Source organism: Pseudomonas sp. DW-iso3 (assembly GCF_058725305.1).
Genome location: NZ_JBZXDZ010000001.1, coordinates 55,598 through 71,925 on the forward strand (window position 1 = coordinate 55,598; position 16,328 = coordinate 71,925).

20 protein-coding genes and 1 tRNA gene are annotated in these 16,328 nt (G+C 56.3%); 2 read left to right on the forward strand and 19 right to left on the reverse strand.

Features of this window, described 5'->3' with window-relative positions; all coding sequences use genetic code 11:
• Both sctT and sctU read left to right on the forward strand, forming a co-directional pair.
• The gene (gene sctT / locus AC4PS7_RS00235) at positions 1-789 is read left to right on the forward strand and encodes a type III secretion system export apparatus subunit SctT (RefSeq protein WP_010213336.1); all 789 of its coding nucleotides are present in this window, start codon (positions 1-3) and stop codon (positions 787-789) included.
• Complete coding sequence (gene sctU / locus AC4PS7_RS00240; RefSeq protein ID WP_010213335.1) at positions 786-1,883, forward strand: type III secretion system export apparatus subunit SctU; 1,098 nt, start codon at positions 786-788, stop codon at positions 1,881-1,883. Before sctT ends, sctU begins: the two co-directional genes overlap by 4 nt.
• On the opposite strand, the gene AC4PS7_RS00245 is transcribed toward sctU, so the two are convergent.
• The 19 genes from AC4PS7_RS00245 to AC4PS7_RS00335 all read right to left on the reverse strand — a co-directional run bounded on the left by AC4PS7_RS00245 (position 1,884) and on the right by AC4PS7_RS00335 (position 16,328).
• Positions 1,884-2,222: a hypothetical protein gene (locus tag AC4PS7_RS00245; RefSeq protein WP_010213333.1), complete on the reverse strand. Its 339-nt coding sequence runs from the start codon at positions 2,220-2,222 to the stop codon at positions 1,884-1,886.
• An 11-nt stretch (positions 2,223-2,233) separates the two neighbouring features.
• Positions 2,234-2,437 (reverse strand): HrpT family type III secretion system protein, encoded by a 204-nt coding sequence (gene hrpT, locus AC4PS7_RS00250; RefSeq protein WP_010213331.1) that lies wholly within the window; start codon positions 2,435-2,437, stop codon positions 2,234-2,236.
• Positions 2,434-4,575 carry a type III secretion system outer membrane ring subunit SctC gene (gene sctC / locus AC4PS7_RS00255; RefSeq protein ID WP_492179023.1) on the reverse strand — a complete coding sequence of 714 codons (2,142 nt, stop codon included), beginning with the start codon at positions 4,573-4,575 and terminating at the stop codon, positions 2,434-2,436. Before sctC ends, hrpT begins: the two co-directional genes overlap by 4 nt.
• A gap of 14 nt (positions 4,576-4,589) precedes the next feature.
• Entirely contained in the window at positions 4,590-4,982 is a 393-nt protein-coding gene (locus AC4PS7_RS00260; RefSeq protein ID WP_029529247.1) for a CesT family type III secretion system chaperone, read from the reverse strand.
• Position 4,983: 1 nt separating this feature from the next.
• Positions 4,984-5,202, reverse strand: a complete 219-nt coding sequence (locus tag AC4PS7_RS00265; RefSeq protein ID WP_010213328.1) for a hypothetical protein — start codon at positions 5,200-5,202, stop codon at positions 4,984-4,986.
• 74 nt (positions 5,203-5,276) lie between these two features.
• Positions 5,277-5,888, reverse strand: a complete 612-nt coding sequence (gene sctL / locus AC4PS7_RS00270) for a type III secretion system stator protein SctL (protein WP_305375496.1) — start codon at positions 5,886-5,888, stop codon at positions 5,277-5,279.
• Between the two features lie 2 nt (positions 5,889-5,890).
• Entirely contained in the window at positions 5,891-6,448 is a 558-nt protein-coding gene (locus tag AC4PS7_RS00275) for a hypothetical protein (protein ID WP_047543658.1), read from the reverse strand.
• Positions 6,441-7,262, reverse strand: a complete 822-nt coding sequence (gene sctJ, locus AC4PS7_RS00280; RefSeq protein ID WP_305375497.1) for a type III secretion system inner membrane ring lipoprotein SctJ — start codon at positions 7,260-7,262, stop codon at positions 6,441-6,443. The genes AC4PS7_RS00275 and sctJ overlap by 8 nt, the downstream gene beginning before the upstream one ends.
• A 6-nt stretch (positions 7,263-7,268) precedes the next feature.
• Positions 7,269-7,631 carry a hypothetical protein gene (locus tag AC4PS7_RS00285; protein ID WP_021491935.1) on the reverse strand — a complete coding sequence of 121 codons (363 nt, stop codon included), beginning with the start codon at positions 7,629-7,631 and terminating at the stop codon, positions 7,269-7,271.
• Between the two features lie 108 nt (positions 7,632-7,739).
• Positions 7,740-7,940: a hypothetical protein gene (locus tag AC4PS7_RS00290; protein WP_137205936.1), complete on the reverse strand. Its 201-nt coding sequence runs from the start codon at positions 7,938-7,940 to the stop codon at positions 7,740-7,742.
• 164 nt (positions 7,941-8,104) lie between these two features.
• The gene (locus AC4PS7_RS00295; protein WP_305375498.1) at positions 8,105-9,031 is read right to left on the reverse strand and encodes a sigma 54-interacting transcriptional regulator; all 927 of its coding nucleotides are present in this window, start codon (positions 9,029-9,031) and stop codon (positions 8,105-8,107) included.
• Between the two features lie 392 nt (positions 9,032-9,423).
• A complete protein-coding gene (gene ychF / locus AC4PS7_RS00300) occupies positions 9,424-10,524 on the reverse strand; it encodes a redox-regulated ATPase YchF (RefSeq protein WP_010213320.1) in 1,101 nt (366 codons plus the stop codon).
• Between the two features lie 21 nt (positions 10,525-10,545).
• Positions 10,546-11,130: an aminoacyl-tRNA hydrolase gene (gene pth, locus AC4PS7_RS00305; RefSeq protein ID WP_010213318.1), complete on the reverse strand. Its 585-nt coding sequence runs from the start codon at positions 11,128-11,130 to the stop codon at positions 10,546-10,548.
• 167 nt (positions 11,131-11,297) lie between these two features.
• Positions 11,298-11,894, reverse strand: a complete 597-nt coding sequence (locus tag AC4PS7_RS00310; RefSeq protein ID WP_010213317.1) for a 50S ribosomal protein L25/general stress protein Ctc — start codon at positions 11,892-11,894, stop codon at positions 11,298-11,300.
• Positions 11,895-12,031: 137 nt separating this feature from the next.
• Positions 12,032-12,973, reverse strand: a complete 942-nt coding sequence (locus AC4PS7_RS00315) for a ribose-phosphate pyrophosphokinase (RefSeq protein WP_003171603.1) — start codon at positions 12,971-12,973, stop codon at positions 12,032-12,034.
• A gap of 44 nt (positions 12,974-13,017) precedes the next feature.
• Positions 13,018-13,092, reverse strand: a tRNA-Gln gene (locus AC4PS7_RS00320).
• 36 nt (positions 13,093-13,128) lie between these two features.
• Complete coding sequence (gene ispE / locus AC4PS7_RS00325) at positions 13,129-13,932, reverse strand: 4-(cytidine 5'-diphospho)-2-C-methyl-D-erythritol kinase (RefSeq protein ID WP_197999077.1); 804 nt, start codon at positions 13,930-13,932, stop codon at positions 13,129-13,131.
• A gap of 49 nt (positions 13,933-13,981) precedes the next feature.
• Positions 13,982-14,599 (reverse strand): lipoprotein insertase outer membrane protein LolB, encoded by a 618-nt coding sequence (lolB, locus tag AC4PS7_RS00330; protein WP_069673371.1) that lies wholly within the window; start codon positions 14,597-14,599, stop codon positions 13,982-13,984.
• Between the two features lie 4 nt (positions 14,600-14,603).
• Positions 14,604-16,328: a tetratricopeptide repeat protein gene (locus AC4PS7_RS00335; RefSeq protein ID WP_010213313.1), complete on the reverse strand. Its 1,725-nt coding sequence runs from the start codon at positions 16,326-16,328 to the stop codon at positions 14,604-14,606.

Below are 16,328 nucleotides of genomic sequence, written 5' to 3' on the forward strand. Positions count from 1 at the left end.
GTGCTGCTGTATCTCGAGTTCTTGCCCAGCCTGCTCATCGGCATGGCGCGTATTTATCCCTGTGGCATCTTGGTCGCGGCGTTCTGTTTTCAACATATACGTGGCAGGTTGCGGGTCACCATCGTGATGGTCATGGCACTGCTGCCCGCACCGGGTATTCATGCAGCGTTGGAGGGACATGACTACTCGGCGCTGATATTGGCTGCGCTGGTGCTCAAGGAAGTGGCCCTGGGATTATTGCTGGGGGTACTGCTGTCGATGCCGTTCTGGATGTTCGAGGGAGTGGGGGCGTTGCTGGATAACCAACGCGGCGCATTGGCCGGCGGTCAGCTCAATCCTTCACTGGGGCCGGATGCCACGCCGATGGGGCATCTGTTCAAGCAATTGGCGATTTTCCTGCTGATGACTACCTTGGGGTTGGGCGCGTTGACCCAGGTGATCTGGGACAGTTACCTGATCTGGCCTCCCACCGTCTGGTTCCCGCTGCCGGCAGAGAATGGGATGAGCCTGTTTATCGACTTGCTGGGCGATACCTTCACGCACATGCTGCTCTACGCCGCTCCTTTTATCGCGGTGTTGCTGTTGTTGGAGTTCGGCATCGCGTTGCTGGGGGTCTACAGTCAGCAACTGCAGGTCAGTACGCTGGCGCCACCGGTCAAAAGCCTCGCGGGTATCGGTATTCTGCTGCTCTACTTTGCGTTGCTGCAGGACTTGATCGTCGGACGCATGGGTTCGCTGGGTGACCTCAAACACGTGCTGGGACAGTTGATCAAGGTCGCGGTCCCATGAGTGATTCCGGCGAAAAAAAGCACCCGGCGTCAGCCAAGAAACTGCGTGACCAACGCAAGAAAGGCCAGGTCGCCCAAAGCCAGGATGTTGCAAAGCTGCTGGCATTGACAGCCATCAGTGAAATCGCCTTATTCACCGCTGAAACCAGCCTGCAACGCTTCCAGCAATTGATGTTGTTGCCGATATCACGTTTGAATCAGCCCTTCACGCGTGCACTGGAAGAGGTGCTGTTCGACGGGCTGGGAGTGTTCTTCTCCTTTGCTCTGTTGATGGTCGGGGTCGCGATTACCACCAAGCTGATCAGCAGTTGGATGCAGTTCGGGCTGCTGTTTGCGCCGGAGGCCCTGAAGATGGATTTCAATCGCCTCAATCCCGTCAGCCAGGTCAAGCAAATGTTCTCAGCCCAACAGTTGATGAACCTGTTGATGAGCGTGACGAAAGCCTTCCTTATCGGTTTGATTCTGTATGTGGTAATCCGGCCCTCGGTGGGCACGTTGATCAACCTGGCCACCAGTGACCTGCAGAGCTACATCGTGGCGTTGATCGCGCTGTTCCGTCATCTGCTGCATGTGTGCCTTGGCATGCTGCTGGTGCTGGCGCTGGTCGACCTGATCCTGTCCAAGCACTTTTTTGCCAAGCGCATGCGCATGACTCAAGTGGAGGTCGTCAAAGAGTACAAGGACATGGAGGGTGACCCTCATGTGAAGGGGCAGCGCCGTTCGTTGGCGTACCAGTTGGCCCAGGAAGAACCGAAGGTCAAGCTGCCCAAGCTGGAGGAGTCCGACATGCTGGTGGTCAACCCGACGCACTTTGCTGTCGCCTTGTATTACCGGCCGGGGAAGACACCGCTGCCGATGTTGGTGAGTAAAGGCACGGACGATGAAGCCCGCAAATTGATCCGCCGTGCCAAGGCGGCCGACGTGCCGGTAATCCAATGTGTATGGTTGGCTCGCACGCTTTACACGAAAAAATTGGGCGCGAGCATCCCTCGGGAAACCTTGCAGGCCGTGGCGCTGATTTACCGAACCTTGCGCGAGCTCGATGATGAGGCCAAGCGCGAAACCCTGGAGCTTCCCGAGCTTGAGCGGCGCTGATCACCTGTCCAAGGCTTGCAGAGTGGCCAGCGACAGCATCCGGCTGAGGATTCTGTCGAGAGCGTTGGCGGTTGCCGGCAGCGCGTGCCATATCACCAGGGCGTGCTGGGGATCGAGGTAGATAAAGCAGCCCTCGAACACCACCGCTTGTTCAAAGCGTCGCTCTAGCACTTGTTGCAATTGCCCAGCCTGCAGGGCCTCGCGCGCAATGCACAAGGCCACCCCAGGGCGCTGGCCAGCGTGCTGTGCGCAGACCTTGATACCGGGCGCCAGGGGCAGGTGAGCAGCAGCGCCACTCACCAGGTTGTCGAAAAATACCTGCCGTGGGGCGCCGGGCATATTCGGGGAACTCATCGTTCCAATGACACCGTCTGGTAGTCCGCCCGCTCACCGGAGGGGGCGGGCTCGACGCGCATCTGCGGCGGCCACCAGATCACCATCTTGTCCTTGCTCGATTGCGGGCGTGAGCACGAATCACCTTTGCACGTGGGCGTACAGCCGGTGAAGAGTATCGCTGCGCCAATCAGGATGACGCACAACAGTCGGTTTTTCATGGCGTGGCCTTCTGAGCTGGAGTGATCATGGAGGGGCGGGGCACGCTGAGGTGTTCATCTCTCACTACCGGGCGCATGGCGATGAATACTTCGGCTTCTTCACCCGGCTTGAGCCAGGCACGTGGCCACACGGTGACTGCCAGGGTCTGCGAGTTGCTGCATTCCTTTTCATCGATACGCACATTGCGTTTGAACTGGTTGCGCAACACCACCACCGCCACGTTGTATTCCGGGCCGGCGTACCACTGACTGCGGTCGGTGTTCAGCGCCAGCAAATCACGGGTGCTGCACAAGGTGTTCAGCGCCAGAGGCATCGGTGCCGCGCTGAAAGCCTTGGGGACTTCTCCACTGACCAAGCGCGCCAGCGTGGTGATGATGTCACTGCGTTTGATCACCGGCTGATGCGGTGAGTAGCGCCTGGCCAGTGGTGCGAGGGCAGCTTGCAACTCGGCCTGGTCGTCTTGTGGCAAGTAGCGCGACGGGTCGTCCTGGTCCCCGATGACGCGAGGTGTCAGGATAAACAAACGCTCACGGCGATTGTTGTGGCGTTCTGTCGAAGAGAACAGCGCCTTGCCCAGTAACGGAATATCCCCCAGCAGCGGGATTTTCTTTTGCTGGTCGGAACTGTCAGTGACATGAAAGCCGCCGACCACCAGCGAGCGCTTTTCCCGCATCACGGCCTGCGTGCTGACCTTGCCCCGGCGCACATCAGGGTGATTGGGGTCTCGGTCGGGATTGGTCTCGTCGAAATTACCGTCTTCTATATCGACCGCCAAATGGATCTGGTGAACACCACGTCCGGTCGTTACCCGAGGAACCACCTGAAGGCTGGTGCCTACGGTGACGGGCAGAATGGTTGCGTAATCTCTACCGGGGGTGATGTATTGGGTACGGTTGAAGTCGATCACCGCTGGTTGGTTTTCCAGGGTGAGCACCGAGGGGTTCGAAACCATGGTAGCCAGCCCCTTGGCTTCCAGCGCGCGGATATCGGCGTAGAAACGGTCGCGGTTATCAATCGACAACTGTGAGGAGGTGCCGGGCGCCATGTTGACGCCACCGCGGAAGCGGCTGTTCTGGAAACCCCAGTTCACCCCAAATTCACGCAATTGCGTACGTTCGATATCGAGAATGATCGCATCGATTTCGATCAACTTGCGCGCGACGTCGAGCTGGGTGATCAATTCGCGGTACATGGTTTGGCGTTCCGGCAAATCATAGATCAGCACGGCGTTATTGCGTACGTCGGCTTCGACTCGGATTCCGCTCGTGGATACCGGGGCCCGTGAGGTCAATGCAGGCATGGGAGCCATTTGACCTGTGGTGCCATTGGCGTCGAGCATTTGGCTCAGCAACGGATTGCCCAGCCGCGGCACATTGGGCGTAAGCGGCGCTGGCTGGGAGGCCGGACGTTGGGTCAAGCCTGTGAGCGCAGACGGGGAACGCGGTTCCAAAAGGCCTCGCAAGATGTTGGCGACGCCGGGAACGACGAGCTTTTCGCCGCGGTAATCCACTTGGCGGTCCGCCGCATTGGCGAACTTCAACGGGTAACTCAGTACGCTCTGTTTTTCATCCGGTGACCGGCGTTGGCTGCTGAATTGCTTGATCTGTTCGATATAGCGCTTGGGGCCGGAGACGAGCACGACACCGTCTTCCGGTAACTCACCCCAACCGAAACGGCTATCGAGCAGTCCAATATCGGTCAGCGCCTGCTTGAGGTCGGAAATCGTCTCTGACGAGACCTCCAGGCGCGCGGACTCCTGCTGGTCCAGCGTGCTGATGAACAGCGTGTTGTTGTAGAGAAACCACTGAAAACGATGCTCAACCCCGAGTCTGTCCAACAGTGACTGTGGGGTATTCGCGCGAATCTTGCCGTTGACGTCGCCTTCCAGCAGGCCTTCGATTTGCAGTTGCGTGCCGAATGTCTGGGCGAAGTCTTCGAGTACTTCCCGCAGCGGTTTGTGGTCGGCCTCATAGGCGTAGGCGGTGTTTTTCCATTCGGGGGGTATCGCGGCAAGGGCGTAGTGCGCCGGGGACAGCAAACAGGCGAGCGCTACCAGACTTGACCAGTTGAAACGTCTGGATGAAGTTTCACTCGAGTTAATGCGCAAGTCGCTGCGCTTGCAGATCGTGTTATGCATAGGTGTTTCCCTGTTTAGTGCAACAACGAACGTAGCCAGGTAGGTTTGAGTTGATGGATGGGTTTGTTCAGGCGCGCGACGGTGGCGCGCCAGGTATCGCGTTGGTTGAGCAGGCTCTCGATGCAGTGCAGCAGATGCTGTTCGTCGTGTGGGTTAGGCACGCAATGGATCAGCCAGAGGTCACCGCTGTCTGGTGACAGAGCGAGCGCACCTTGAAAGTGGGCCAGGCTGACGGCGCCCAGACGCATCCAGCTCACCAGCATTGATTCATTCCGGGAGTGTCGGGCCAGTTGAACGCTAAGCAGCAGGGTTCCCGAACAGTGACGCAGTACAACCGCTTCATCGTTCTCGAACAGCGTTAATTCCCCGGTGCCGTTCCTCAGGTATTCAGAAAACAGTTCTTTCAATTTACGGCACGCTATCCAGGCAGGACTTCAGTAGCATGTGCTTCACTCGGTTTTGCTCTTGGTAGACGTATTCGGAGGTGCGGTGTCGCTGTAAAAGATTGAAAAACAGCCCGATGTCTTCCTCCGAACCAGAGTTGTTTTCTGCTGCGTAGTTGTATTCCCTTTTAGTATGTCTGGCGTCGCTTAGAAGCCTGTCTTTGAAGCCGTCTAAATATTTCATAGAGGTATTCCATGAGGGGGTGTACCTCTTCTTGGTTTTTATTTCGAAATAGTTCCAGTTGTATTCAATTATTTTTAGGAAAGCGTCTGCCTGCTTCTATCGTGCGAAAGGGGGGGATCCTGTCTGACGAGAGCGCTGATCAAGACTGTCCAGTCAATACGAAAGTCGCCCTCTTCGGTATTCAATATGAGGTTTTGAGGTTCAATCGTATTTTCCGCGCGCAACGTCCAGCAATTACCGCTGTCACTGTCTAGGCATTGCCTGACTGTCTCAAGCTCATGTGGGTTGCATAAAAGCGTTGCCTTAATTGCAGGCACATGGCACGCCAGCAGTTGCCTGATCAGAGCCTTAATACGTTGGGGGGCGGGTGTTTCTTCAAGTAGAAGGGAGATAGCCTGGTTGGCAATTGAGGTTGCGTATTGCTCGAGGTTGTCACACAAGGCTTGGCGCTCGGCTTCCCAGCGTTTGAGCTGTGCATCGGCACGTTGCCATATTTCCAGACTCGCTTTTTCCAGAAGCTGCTCACGTTGTTCATTGGCCTCCTGTAGTAACTGTCTGGCTCCCGCTTTTGCCTGCTCAACCACATTGTCGGCTTGGGTGTAACTTGCCAGGGTTTCGCAGGAGAGAAGGCTCCCCGGGAGCGCACGTGTTCCGCCAGGCGAGTTGATGATGCGGCGACATAACATCGTTATTCTCCATGCTCCCATGAATCAACAGGATTGCGGGTGCCATCCATGGCGCCAATACGCCACACGACAGCATGCCAGAGCGTATCAAGGCGGCTGTGCGAACCCTTGAGCGCCAATGGCATTTGCTCTAGATCAAGTACACGTTGGCGAGGAAAGCGCAGGCGGATCCGCTGCCAGGTCGCCGGAGGAATCCAGGCGCGTAGCAATTGCAATGCGTCGTTATCAGGCTGCACGATATCAAGTGGCAGAGCCTTGGATAGGCTGTTACACCACAGGTGATGATGCTCATCCAATGCTGTCGCATAGGCCGGGCGGCAAATGCCCTCAATCAACGCAATCGCCAGATCAAGTTGCTCCGCAGAAGCAGTCGCCAGTTGAATTAATGCAGGGTCAGGCATCGGAGGTAGGCATGGAGCAATACCGAAATGTGTCCCCGTAGCCACCTGCCCGCTGCGATGGAGTTGTATAAGTGCCGCGTAGTTATCGATGCTTTTCCAGTCTTCATGCGCATATAACCAGGGGGCGGCCCACCATTGGGCCCAGGCGAGATTACTCATTGCTGGAATGAGTAGTCATGCTGGAAGACACTTCATGTGTTTGAGCGCGCACGTCAGGCGTCGGCATAACTCGTTGCTTTCGCTTTTGCCAGAACATACCTCCCGATACCATGAACACCACCGCGAGCAGCGAAACAGTCACACAGATTCTCCAGAAACCGAGGTCATCTTCGGGAACCAGGAACGGCCCGAAGTAAGCCAACCGCTGTTGCTCCAGATAAGCTGTCGCCGGCACGAACACGACGGTCAATTTTTGCGAGTTGTCGACCGCCGTGGCCATGCCCGGTAAGCTGCTAGCAACCATCCTGCGAACACGCGCCCTGATGTTGTCTGGGTCAAGCCTCGGATCATGTTTGATGAACACTGACGCAGAGGCAGGTTGCACAGGCTCTCCAGGCGCGACGCGCTCAGGCAATACCACATGGACCCGGGCGACGATAACGCCGTCAATATTCGATAGCGTTGTTTCAAGTTCTTGAGACAATGCATATATATAGCGCGCTCTTTCTTCCAGTGGCGTTGAGATCACACCTTCTTTACGAAAGGTGTTACCCAGCGTAGTGCGTGCTGCCCGAGGGAGCCCTACGGCCTCCAGCGTTCGCACTGCACGCGCAATCTCGGTGGCGTTGACAACAACGATAACGCCATCTTTTGCCGGAACTTTAGTGGCGCGGATATGTTTGTCAGCCAGCTCCGCTACTACCTCGTTAGCCTCTTGCTCAGTTAGCTGACGATGAAGCTCGACCCGTTCACTACAGGCCTGCAGCAGGAGAGAGAGACATATAACCAATACAAACGGTAGCAGGTGATTCATTTTAACCTACTGAAGACTGCTGATTTTATCAATGCATTGTGCGGTTTTACCGACGGATTTTGACAGCATCTGCTGAAGTAGGAGCGCGTCGGAAAGTTGGCCCGGATATTTTCGAGCTTCATCCAGCTTATTCGGGCTGCTCAAGGCACGCAGGCTTCTAGTCATACGGTCCGTCACAGAACTTAGCTTGCCTGCTGCCTCGGAAAGTAAGTTTTGCGTAACGGTGCTACCCGTGGCGTGTTTCGAAAATGATGAAGCGGTTACGGCGGCGTTAAAAAAGTCAATATCCGTACTCAAGTCCGTTAATTTATGGTCTGTGAGGGACTCGGATAGAGAGTTGCGTTCAGTCTGCTTAATAATGCCTATCATAGTAGGATCCTGTAACGTCGAAACTAACGTTGAGGGGGCTTATCTCCGTGTTTGCTTAAAAAGCCTTCCCCGCCGGGGCCGCAGGAAGGCTTTTGTAAGTTGAAGCTATTAAACGTTGAGTTTGTCGGATGCTGCCTTGATACCCGAGGTATTTTGGTTTTCTGCACCCTTAAATGCGTTTTTTACACCATCTGCGCGTTTTTTTGCTTCTGCAGCTTCCAAGCCTTGGTCAGCATCTTGAGCAGACATTTGGCCACCGCCGTAGCCGCCCGAATAAGGTGAGTAGGATGATCCGCTAGGAATAGCCATAGTGTTCTCCGTAATTAATATGTGTAAGTGAAACAGCACGCCTTAAGAAAAAACTCTCCATCCGTAGTGCCGTTCCATCAATTATGTGGTTCAAGAAATGTATGCGTTCCACGCATCGCTGGAGGCTATGTTTCAATAAATGTATTGGTTTGTTTCCGGTGCGCTCAACCCAGTGACACTCCCAAGTGCTTTATGCGGTGATACAGGGTTCTTTTGGGAACGCCCAGTTCGGTTGCCGCACTGTCCACACAATGGCTATTTTGGCGCAGGCACTCTTCAATCAGCGATTTTTCCATCTGATGCAGGCGCGCCTTCAGGCCCATCTCTATTTCCTGTCGGGTGATCACGGTTGCTGAAAGCGGAGGCAGGCCCAATACAAAGCGCTTCGCCGTAGATCGAAGCTCGCGGACATTGCCCTTCCAGGGGTGGCACAGCAACTGCTGCAACAATTGGCTATCGGGAGGGGGAGGGTAGGCGAGTTTGAAATGATCAGCTTCTTGCTGAATCATGTGGAGGAACATAGGGATGATTCGCGCTCGTCGATCCCGCAAGGCCGGAAGGTGGATGCTGACGACATTCAAGCGGAAGTAGAGATCACGTCTAAAAGTGCCTTGTTCGACCATCTCGTGCAAGACGCGTTGGGCAGATGCGATCACGCGCATATCCACAGGGATAAACCGGGTCGAGCCCAGACGCTCGACTCCACGGGATTCCAGCACGCGTAACAGCTTGGCTTGTAGCGTCAGTGGCATGCTATCGATTTCATCGAGGTATAAGGTGCCCAGATGGGCTGCTTCAACGAATCCAGCCCGGGATTGCATGGCCCCCGTATAGGCGCCGCTGTTTACGCCGAACAGCTGGCTCTCGGCAAGGCTTTCCGGAATGGCGGCGCAGTTGACGGCAACGAAGTTTCCCTTACGCTGGGATAGGTAATGAATATGTTGTGCCAACGTATCTTTACCCGTCCCTGTTTCTCCTAATAGCAGAATATCTATATCCAGAGCGGCGGTGTTGTTTATAGTCGTTTCGATGCTCGGGCAATCAGAGAAAGTTATATCTTCTATAAGACTATTCTGATTGAGCGTCGACATAATATTTTGCTCCAGTGCGGTGGCCGCATGATGAGGGCTATCTCCATATGAGCGCAGTTAAACAGGATTTTTTTATGTTGTCATGAACTGGTCAGGGCGTTGGGTGACGTGAAAGTTATACGTTTCAGCCAATAAAAAAGTTTCAAGTCTTGCTGGGTGAGTTTCGCCATTTCAGACGTAGGGGAAGTCTTAACGTTGCAAGGAAATATTCTAAAGAGGTGTTTTTGCATTGAGGCTTTTCATTGGGGGTCTCCTATTGAGCTTTTAAAATTCATGAGCAAATGTATCACTCATGACGTTTTTAATTTTTTCGTTAGCGAAATTCAAACGCCCACAAAAAAGCCGATGCAATGCATCGGCTTTTTATTCGCGGTATAAACCGCAGGTAACGCTTACACGTTGAAGCGGAAGTGCATCACATCGCCATCTTTTACGATGTATTCCTTGCCTTCCAAGCGCCACTTGCCCGCTTCCTTGGCACCGGCTTCACCCTTGAACTGAATGAAGTCGTTGTAGGCGATTACTTCGGCACGGATAAAACCTTTTTCGAAGTCGGTATGGATCACACCGGCAGCCTGCGGTGCGGTAGCACCGACCTTGACGGTCCAGGCGCGAACTTCTTCGACACCGGCGGTGAAGTAGGTCTGCAGGTTGAGCATCTCGTAGCCGGCGCGGATCACGCGGTTCAGGCCAGGCTCTTCCAGGCCCAGGGCCTCAAGGAACATGTCTTTTTCTTCGCCGTCGTCGAGTTCGGCTATTTCCGCTTCGATCTTGTTGCACACCGGAACAACGATGGCGCCTTCTTCGTCGGCAATGGCCTTGACCACATCAAGCAGTGGGTTGTTCTCGAAGCCATCTTCGGCGACGTTGGCAATGTACATCACTGGCTTGGTGGTCAGCAGGTGGAAGCCTTTGATTACGGCCTTCTCGTCAGCGCCCATGGTCTTCATCAGGCTGCGTGCCGGCTTGCCCAGGGTGAAGTGCGCGATCAACTGCTCCAGCAGGCCTTTCTGGACTACGGCGTCCTTGTCACCACCCTTGGCGTTGCGCGCGACTTTCTGCAGTTGCTTCTCGCAGCTGTCGAGGTCGGCAAAGATCAGTTCCAGGTCGATGATCTCGATGTCGCGTTTCGGGTCGACGCTGTTGGAGACGTGAATCACGTTCTCGTCTTCAAAGCAGCGGACCACGTGGGCGATGGCATCGGTTTCACGGATGTTGGCCAGGAACTTGTTGCCCAGGCCTTCACCTTTCGACGCGCCTGCGACCAGGCCGGCGATGTCGACGAATTCCATGGTGGTCGGCAGGATGCGCTTTGGATTGACGATGGCCGCCAGGGCGTCCAGGCGTGGATCCGGCATCGGCACGATACCGCTGTTGGGCTCGATGGTGCAGAAGGGGAAGTTCTCCGCTGCAATACCGGACTTGGTCAGGGCGTTGAACAGGGTGGATTTGCCGACGTTGGGCAGGCCGACGATGCCACAATTGAATCCCATGGTGTTTCCCCTCGGTAAGAGTCAGGCCTTCTGGCTGTGCAGGTTTTTCATCGCGCGGTTCCATTCACCGGCGAAGATATCCGGCAGCACGCCGAGGGCAAAGTCGATGCTGGCATCGAGTTTTTCCTGTTCGGCGCGTGGCGCACGACCCAGGACGAAATTTGAAACCATACTGGCAACGCCTGGGTGGCCAATGCCGAGCCGCAGGCGGTAGAAATTATTCTGATTACCCAACTGCGCGATGATGTCGCGCAGGCCGTTGTGCCCGCCGTGCCCACCGCCGAGCTTGAGCTTGGCGACACCGGGCGGCAGGTCCAATTCGTCATGGGCCACCAGGATTTCCTCGGGTTTGATCCGGAAGAACCCCGCAAGCGCCGCGACAGCCTGGCCGCTGCGGTTCATGTAGGTGGTGGGAATCAGCAGACGAACATCCTGACCCTGGTGCGAGAAGCGCCCGGTCAGGCCAAAATATTTGCGATCGGCCACCAGGTTCACACCTTGGGCGTGGGCGATGCGCTCAACAAAAAGGGCCCCCGCGTTATGCCGGGTCTGTTCGTATTCGGCGCCTGGATTTCCCAGGCCAACGATCAGTTTAATGGCAGTCACGACAGGGGCCCTTCCTTTGGAGTTGTGGATAACATCGCCGCAACCTGTGTGCGGCGAAAGTGGACGACAGAAGCTATTTACTCAAGAGTAAACGCCGCGTTATCGCCCGCTTTCTCGCTACGTTTCGGTCCGCGATGTTTCCTCAAGCTCCGGCAATACAGAGTGAATTACTCTGCAGCGCCTTCTTCAGCTTCTGGAGCAACGCGTGGAGCGTGAACGTTGGCAACAGCTTTGTCATCACCGTGAGCCAGTGCGACAAACTCAACGCCTTTAGGGGCTTTGAGGTCGGACAGGTGAACGATTGCGCCGACTTCCAGAGCCGACAGGTCGACTTCGATGAACTCAGGCAGGTCTTTCGGCAGGCAGGTCACTTCGATTTCGTTCAGGACGTGCGAGATCTCGCCGCCTTTCTTGACCGGAGCTTCTTCGCCAACAAAGTGCACAGGCACGATAGCGGTCAGTTTCTGGCCAGCTACAACGCGAACGAAGTCAGCGTGCATGATGAACTGCTTGGACGGGTGACGCTGCATCGCTTTAACGATGACGTTCTGCTTGGCGCCGTCGACGTTCAGTTCGATAACGTGGCTGTAGGCAGCTTCGTTTTCGAACAGCTTGGCGATTTCCTTGGCCAGGATGGTCACGGATTCAGCAGGCTTGTTGCCACCGTATACAACGGCTGGGATGTTGGCGGCGTGACGCAGGCGGCGGCTCGCACCTTTCCCCAGGTCAGTACGCGCTTGAGCGTTCAGAGTAAAGTCAGTCATTTTGTATCTCCAAAATAGCCATCATCGAGGGGCGTTTGCGACCAGCGCCGTACTCGACATGGGCAAAAAAGCCCCGCCCCAACAGAATGTCGGGGCGGGGCGCTTTTCGTCAGTGGGATGTGCCGAAGGTTTGACCCTTAGCGGAACATCGCGCTGATCGATTCTTCATTGCTGATGCGGCGGACCGCCTCGGCAACGACCGGTGCGATATCCAGTTGACGGATACGCGCACAGGCTTGAGCTGCGGCGGACAACGGGATGGTGTTAGTCACCACCAGTTCGTCCAACACGGAGTTCTCGATGTTCTCGATCGCTCGGCCCGACAGCACAGGGTGTGTGCAGTAGGCGAAGACTTTAGCCGCACCGTGCTCTTTCAAGGCTTTCGCCGCGTGGCACAGGGTGCCGGCGGTGTCGACCATGTCATCAACCAGAATACAGGTACGCCCTTCGACATCACCGATGATATGCATCACTTCAGAGTGATTGGCTTTCTCGCGGCGTTTGTCGATGATCCCGAGGTCCACGCCCAGGGATTTGGCAACAGCCCGTGCACGCACGACGCCACCAATGTCCGGGGACACGATCATCAGGTTTTCAAAGCGCTGGTCTTCGATGTCATCCACCAATACTGGGGAGCCGTAGATGTTATCTACCGGAATATCGAAGAACCCCTGGATTTGGTCAGCGTGCAGGTCAACCGTGAGCACACGGTCGATACCTACCACGGTGAGCATGTCAGCAACGACTTTCGCGCTGATAGCCACACGTGCGGAACGCGGACGGCGATCCTGACGGGCATAACCAAAGTAAGGGATTACAGCTGTGATTCGAGTCGCTGAGGAGCGGCGGAAGGCATCAGCCATCACGACGAGTTCCATCAGGTTATCGTTGGTCGGAGCGCAAGTCGGCTGAATAATGAAGACGTCTTTACCGCGGACGTTTTCATTGATCTCGGCTGTAATTTCGCCGTCGGAAAACTTACCGACAGAGATGTCACCGAGAGGGATATGCAGCTGACGTACGACACGTCGAGCCAGATCGGGGTTAGCATTCCCCGTAAAGACCATCATCTTGGACACGCGCAGTACCTAGAGGCTGAGGGTAACCTGGATGAGTATAGAAATGGCAGGGGCGGCTGGATTCGAACCAACGCATGGCAGGATCAAAACCTGCTGCCTTACCGCTTGGCGACGCCCCTGTATCTGTTGCAACGAGTGCCTAACACTCGGTTCCTTTAGAGCAGACTTTGCAGCTTGCGATGCAACATCGAAACGTTGCTTCCCTTTGCTACAAACCCTGTAAGGGTCTCTGTAAGAAGGGCCGAGACTTTATCAGCTTCAGCTTTGCTTGGGAAGCCCCCAAACACACAACTTCCAGTTCCGGTTAATTTTGCTTCGGTAAATTTACCTAACAAATTCAAAGCGTTACGTACTTCTGGATAACGCCTTGCTACAACCGGTAAGCAGTCATTTCGACTGTTTCCCTTGGGAACGGGGCGCACTTTAATGGGAGGAGAGTTACGTGTCAACAGTGGATCTGAAAAAATTTCTGCTGTACTTACAGATACTTGCGGAACAAGCACGACATACCACGGCTCTTCGGGGTATTCGGGGGTGAGTTTTTCCCCTACGCCCTCGGCGAAAGCCGCGTGCCCACGCACGAAAACCGGGACGTCGGCGCCCAGCGTCAGGCCCAGCGCTGCCAGGCGATCATCGTCCCAGCCCAGTTGCCATAAATGATTCAGACCCAGCAATGTGGTGGCGGCATTCGAGCTGCCGCCACCGATTCCACCGCCCATGGGCAAAATTTTATCGATCCAGATATCGATGCCGAGCCGGCAACCGGATTGCTCCTGAAGTTTTTTCGCCGCCTTCACGATCAAGTTGCTGTCGTGAGGGACGCCTTCGAATTCGGTATGCAGCTTGATCACGCCATCGTCGCGCACGGCGAAGGTCAGTTCATCGCCGTAGTCGAGAAATTGAAACAGTGTTTGCAACTCGTGATAGCCGTCTTCACGGCGACCGAGAATGTGCAGCATCAGATTGAGCTTGGCCGGGGAGGGCAGGGTCAATGTTTGTCCGGTCACGTTATTGCCCCAGCTTGCGCGGTTGCCAGTCCTTGATCACCAGCGTGACGTCAAGGTCGGTGCCGTGCAGCTTGATGCGCTCGGGCAGCCAATAGCCGCTTTGTTCCACATAGCTCAAATACTCCACCTGCCAGCCATCTTGTTCCAGCGTTGCCAGGCGGCTGTCGCCATTGAGGCTCAGGCGACTCTTGCTGTCAGGCGCGGGCAGACCGCGTACCCACCAGACCAGGTGAGACACCGGCAGCTTCCAGCCAATCTGTTCTTCCAGCAGCGCTTCCGGCGAGGTCGCTTCATAACGCCCCTGGTTGGCCACTTCGAGGCTGACTTGCCCCGGTCGACCCGTCAGGCGCGCCGCGCCACGTCCCAGCGGGCCGGACAGGCGAATATCGTAGTAATCCTGGCGTTGCAGCCAGAACAAGGTGCCGCTGCCGGAGTCCTTCGGCGCGCGAACCCCCACTTTGCCTTCGATCTGCCAGCCATCGATGCTGCTGAGCTGGTCCTTGTGTTGTTTCCATTGCGCCGGGTTGCCCTGGCCTTCAACGGATTCACGGGCGCCGAAACCCGCGCAACCGGCGAGCAGGGCGATAAAGCTGAAAACAACAATGTGGCGCAAGAACATAAGCTTAAAGGGTCTCGGATCCGGTCAGGCGTTTGATGGTGCCGCGCAGGATGGGGCTTTCGGGTTGTTCCTTGAGGAATTTTTCCCAGATCTGGCGGGCTTCGCGTTGTTTGCCATTGGCCCACAGCACTTCGCCCAGGTGAGCGGCGACTTCCTGATCGGGGAAGCGCTCCAGCGCCTGGCGCAGCAGGCGTTCGGCTTCGTCCAGGTTGCCCAGGCGGTAATTCACCCAGCCCAGGCTGTCAAGCACGGCCGGGTCTTCCGGGTTGAGCTTGTGAGCCTGTTCGATCAACACCTTGGCTTCGGCGTAACGCGTGGTGCGATCGGACAGCGTGTAGCCCAGCGCGTTGAGGGCCATGGCATTGTCCGGGTCGCGTTTGATGATCAGGCGCAGGTCTTTTTCCATCTGTGCCAGGTCATTGCGTTTTTCCGCCTGCATGGCGCGGGTATACAGCAGGTTCAAATCGTCGGGGAATTGCAACAAGGCTTGTTGCAGCAGTTTCCAGGCGCGCTCGCTCTGATTGTTGGCCGACAAGGTCTCGGCCTGGATCAGGTACAGCTGGATCGCATAGTCCGGCTCGGCATCGCGCGCAGCCGCCAGGCGCTTTTCCGCCTCGTCGGTGCGGCCGTTGCTCATCAGGATGTCAGCCTGGCGCAACTGGGCCGGGAGGTAGTCATTGCCGGGGCCGACTTGGGCGTATTCGAGCAGTGCAGCCTGCGGGTCGTTGCGCTCCTCGGCGATACGGCCGAGGTTCAGGTGCGCCGAGTCCACATGGCTTTCGCGCTGGATCAGCTCTTCAAGGTAACCCTTGGCCTCGTCCCAGGCCTTGGCTTCCAGGCACACCAGTGCCAGGGAGTAGCGCAGTTCGTCATCGTCCGGGTATTGCTGGACCAGGCTGGCGAACTGCACTTTGGCGTCCTCCATGCGGTCCTGCTCTACCAGCATGCGCGCATAGGTCAGGCGCAGGCGCTTGTCTTCGGGATACTTCTTGATGCTTTTTTCCAGCAACGGAATCGCTTCCTTGCCGCGATTGAGGTTCTGCAGCAGGCGCGCGCGCAACAGGATCGGGGCGATTTCGCCTTCTTCCGGCGGATTCTGCTCCAGAAGTTTCAGCGCCGCGTCGGCTTCGTCATCCTGTTGCAGCAGCAAGGCCTTGCCGAAAATCAGCTGGCTGTTCTTCGGGTGTTTTTGCAGCAGGCGGTCGAAGCTCTTCATCAGGCCATCGCGCGTGTCCTGGTCAGTGTCGGCCGCCGACAGCGCGAGGAAGTCGAAATGGGTATCGCCCTTACCCTGCAGCACCTTCTCCATATAGATCATGGAGTCGTCATAGCGCCCGGCGCGTGCCAGTTGAACGGCTGCCGCCCGCTGGGCTTCCAGATCGTCCGGTGCGTTTTTCGCCCAGATCAACGACGTATCCAGCGCAGCCTGGTCGGCACCCAAGTACTCGGCGATGCGGAACGCGCGCTCGGAAATCCCCGGATCCTGGGTGTTGATGGCCTGGGTCACGTAGTTATCCAGCGCAATATCGAAACGATTGCGCTGGCCGGCCAGCTCCGCGCTCAGCAGGCTGAACACCGTTTCTTCACTGAACGAGGAATAAACCTTAGGCTTTTCAGGGGCGGGGGTGCTGTCTTCCACCGGCGGCGTACCGTCCGGCGACACGGGTGCCATGGCCTGGCAGCCGCTGAGGAAGACAAAAGCAAGGAGCAACGCGGAAGATCTATTCAT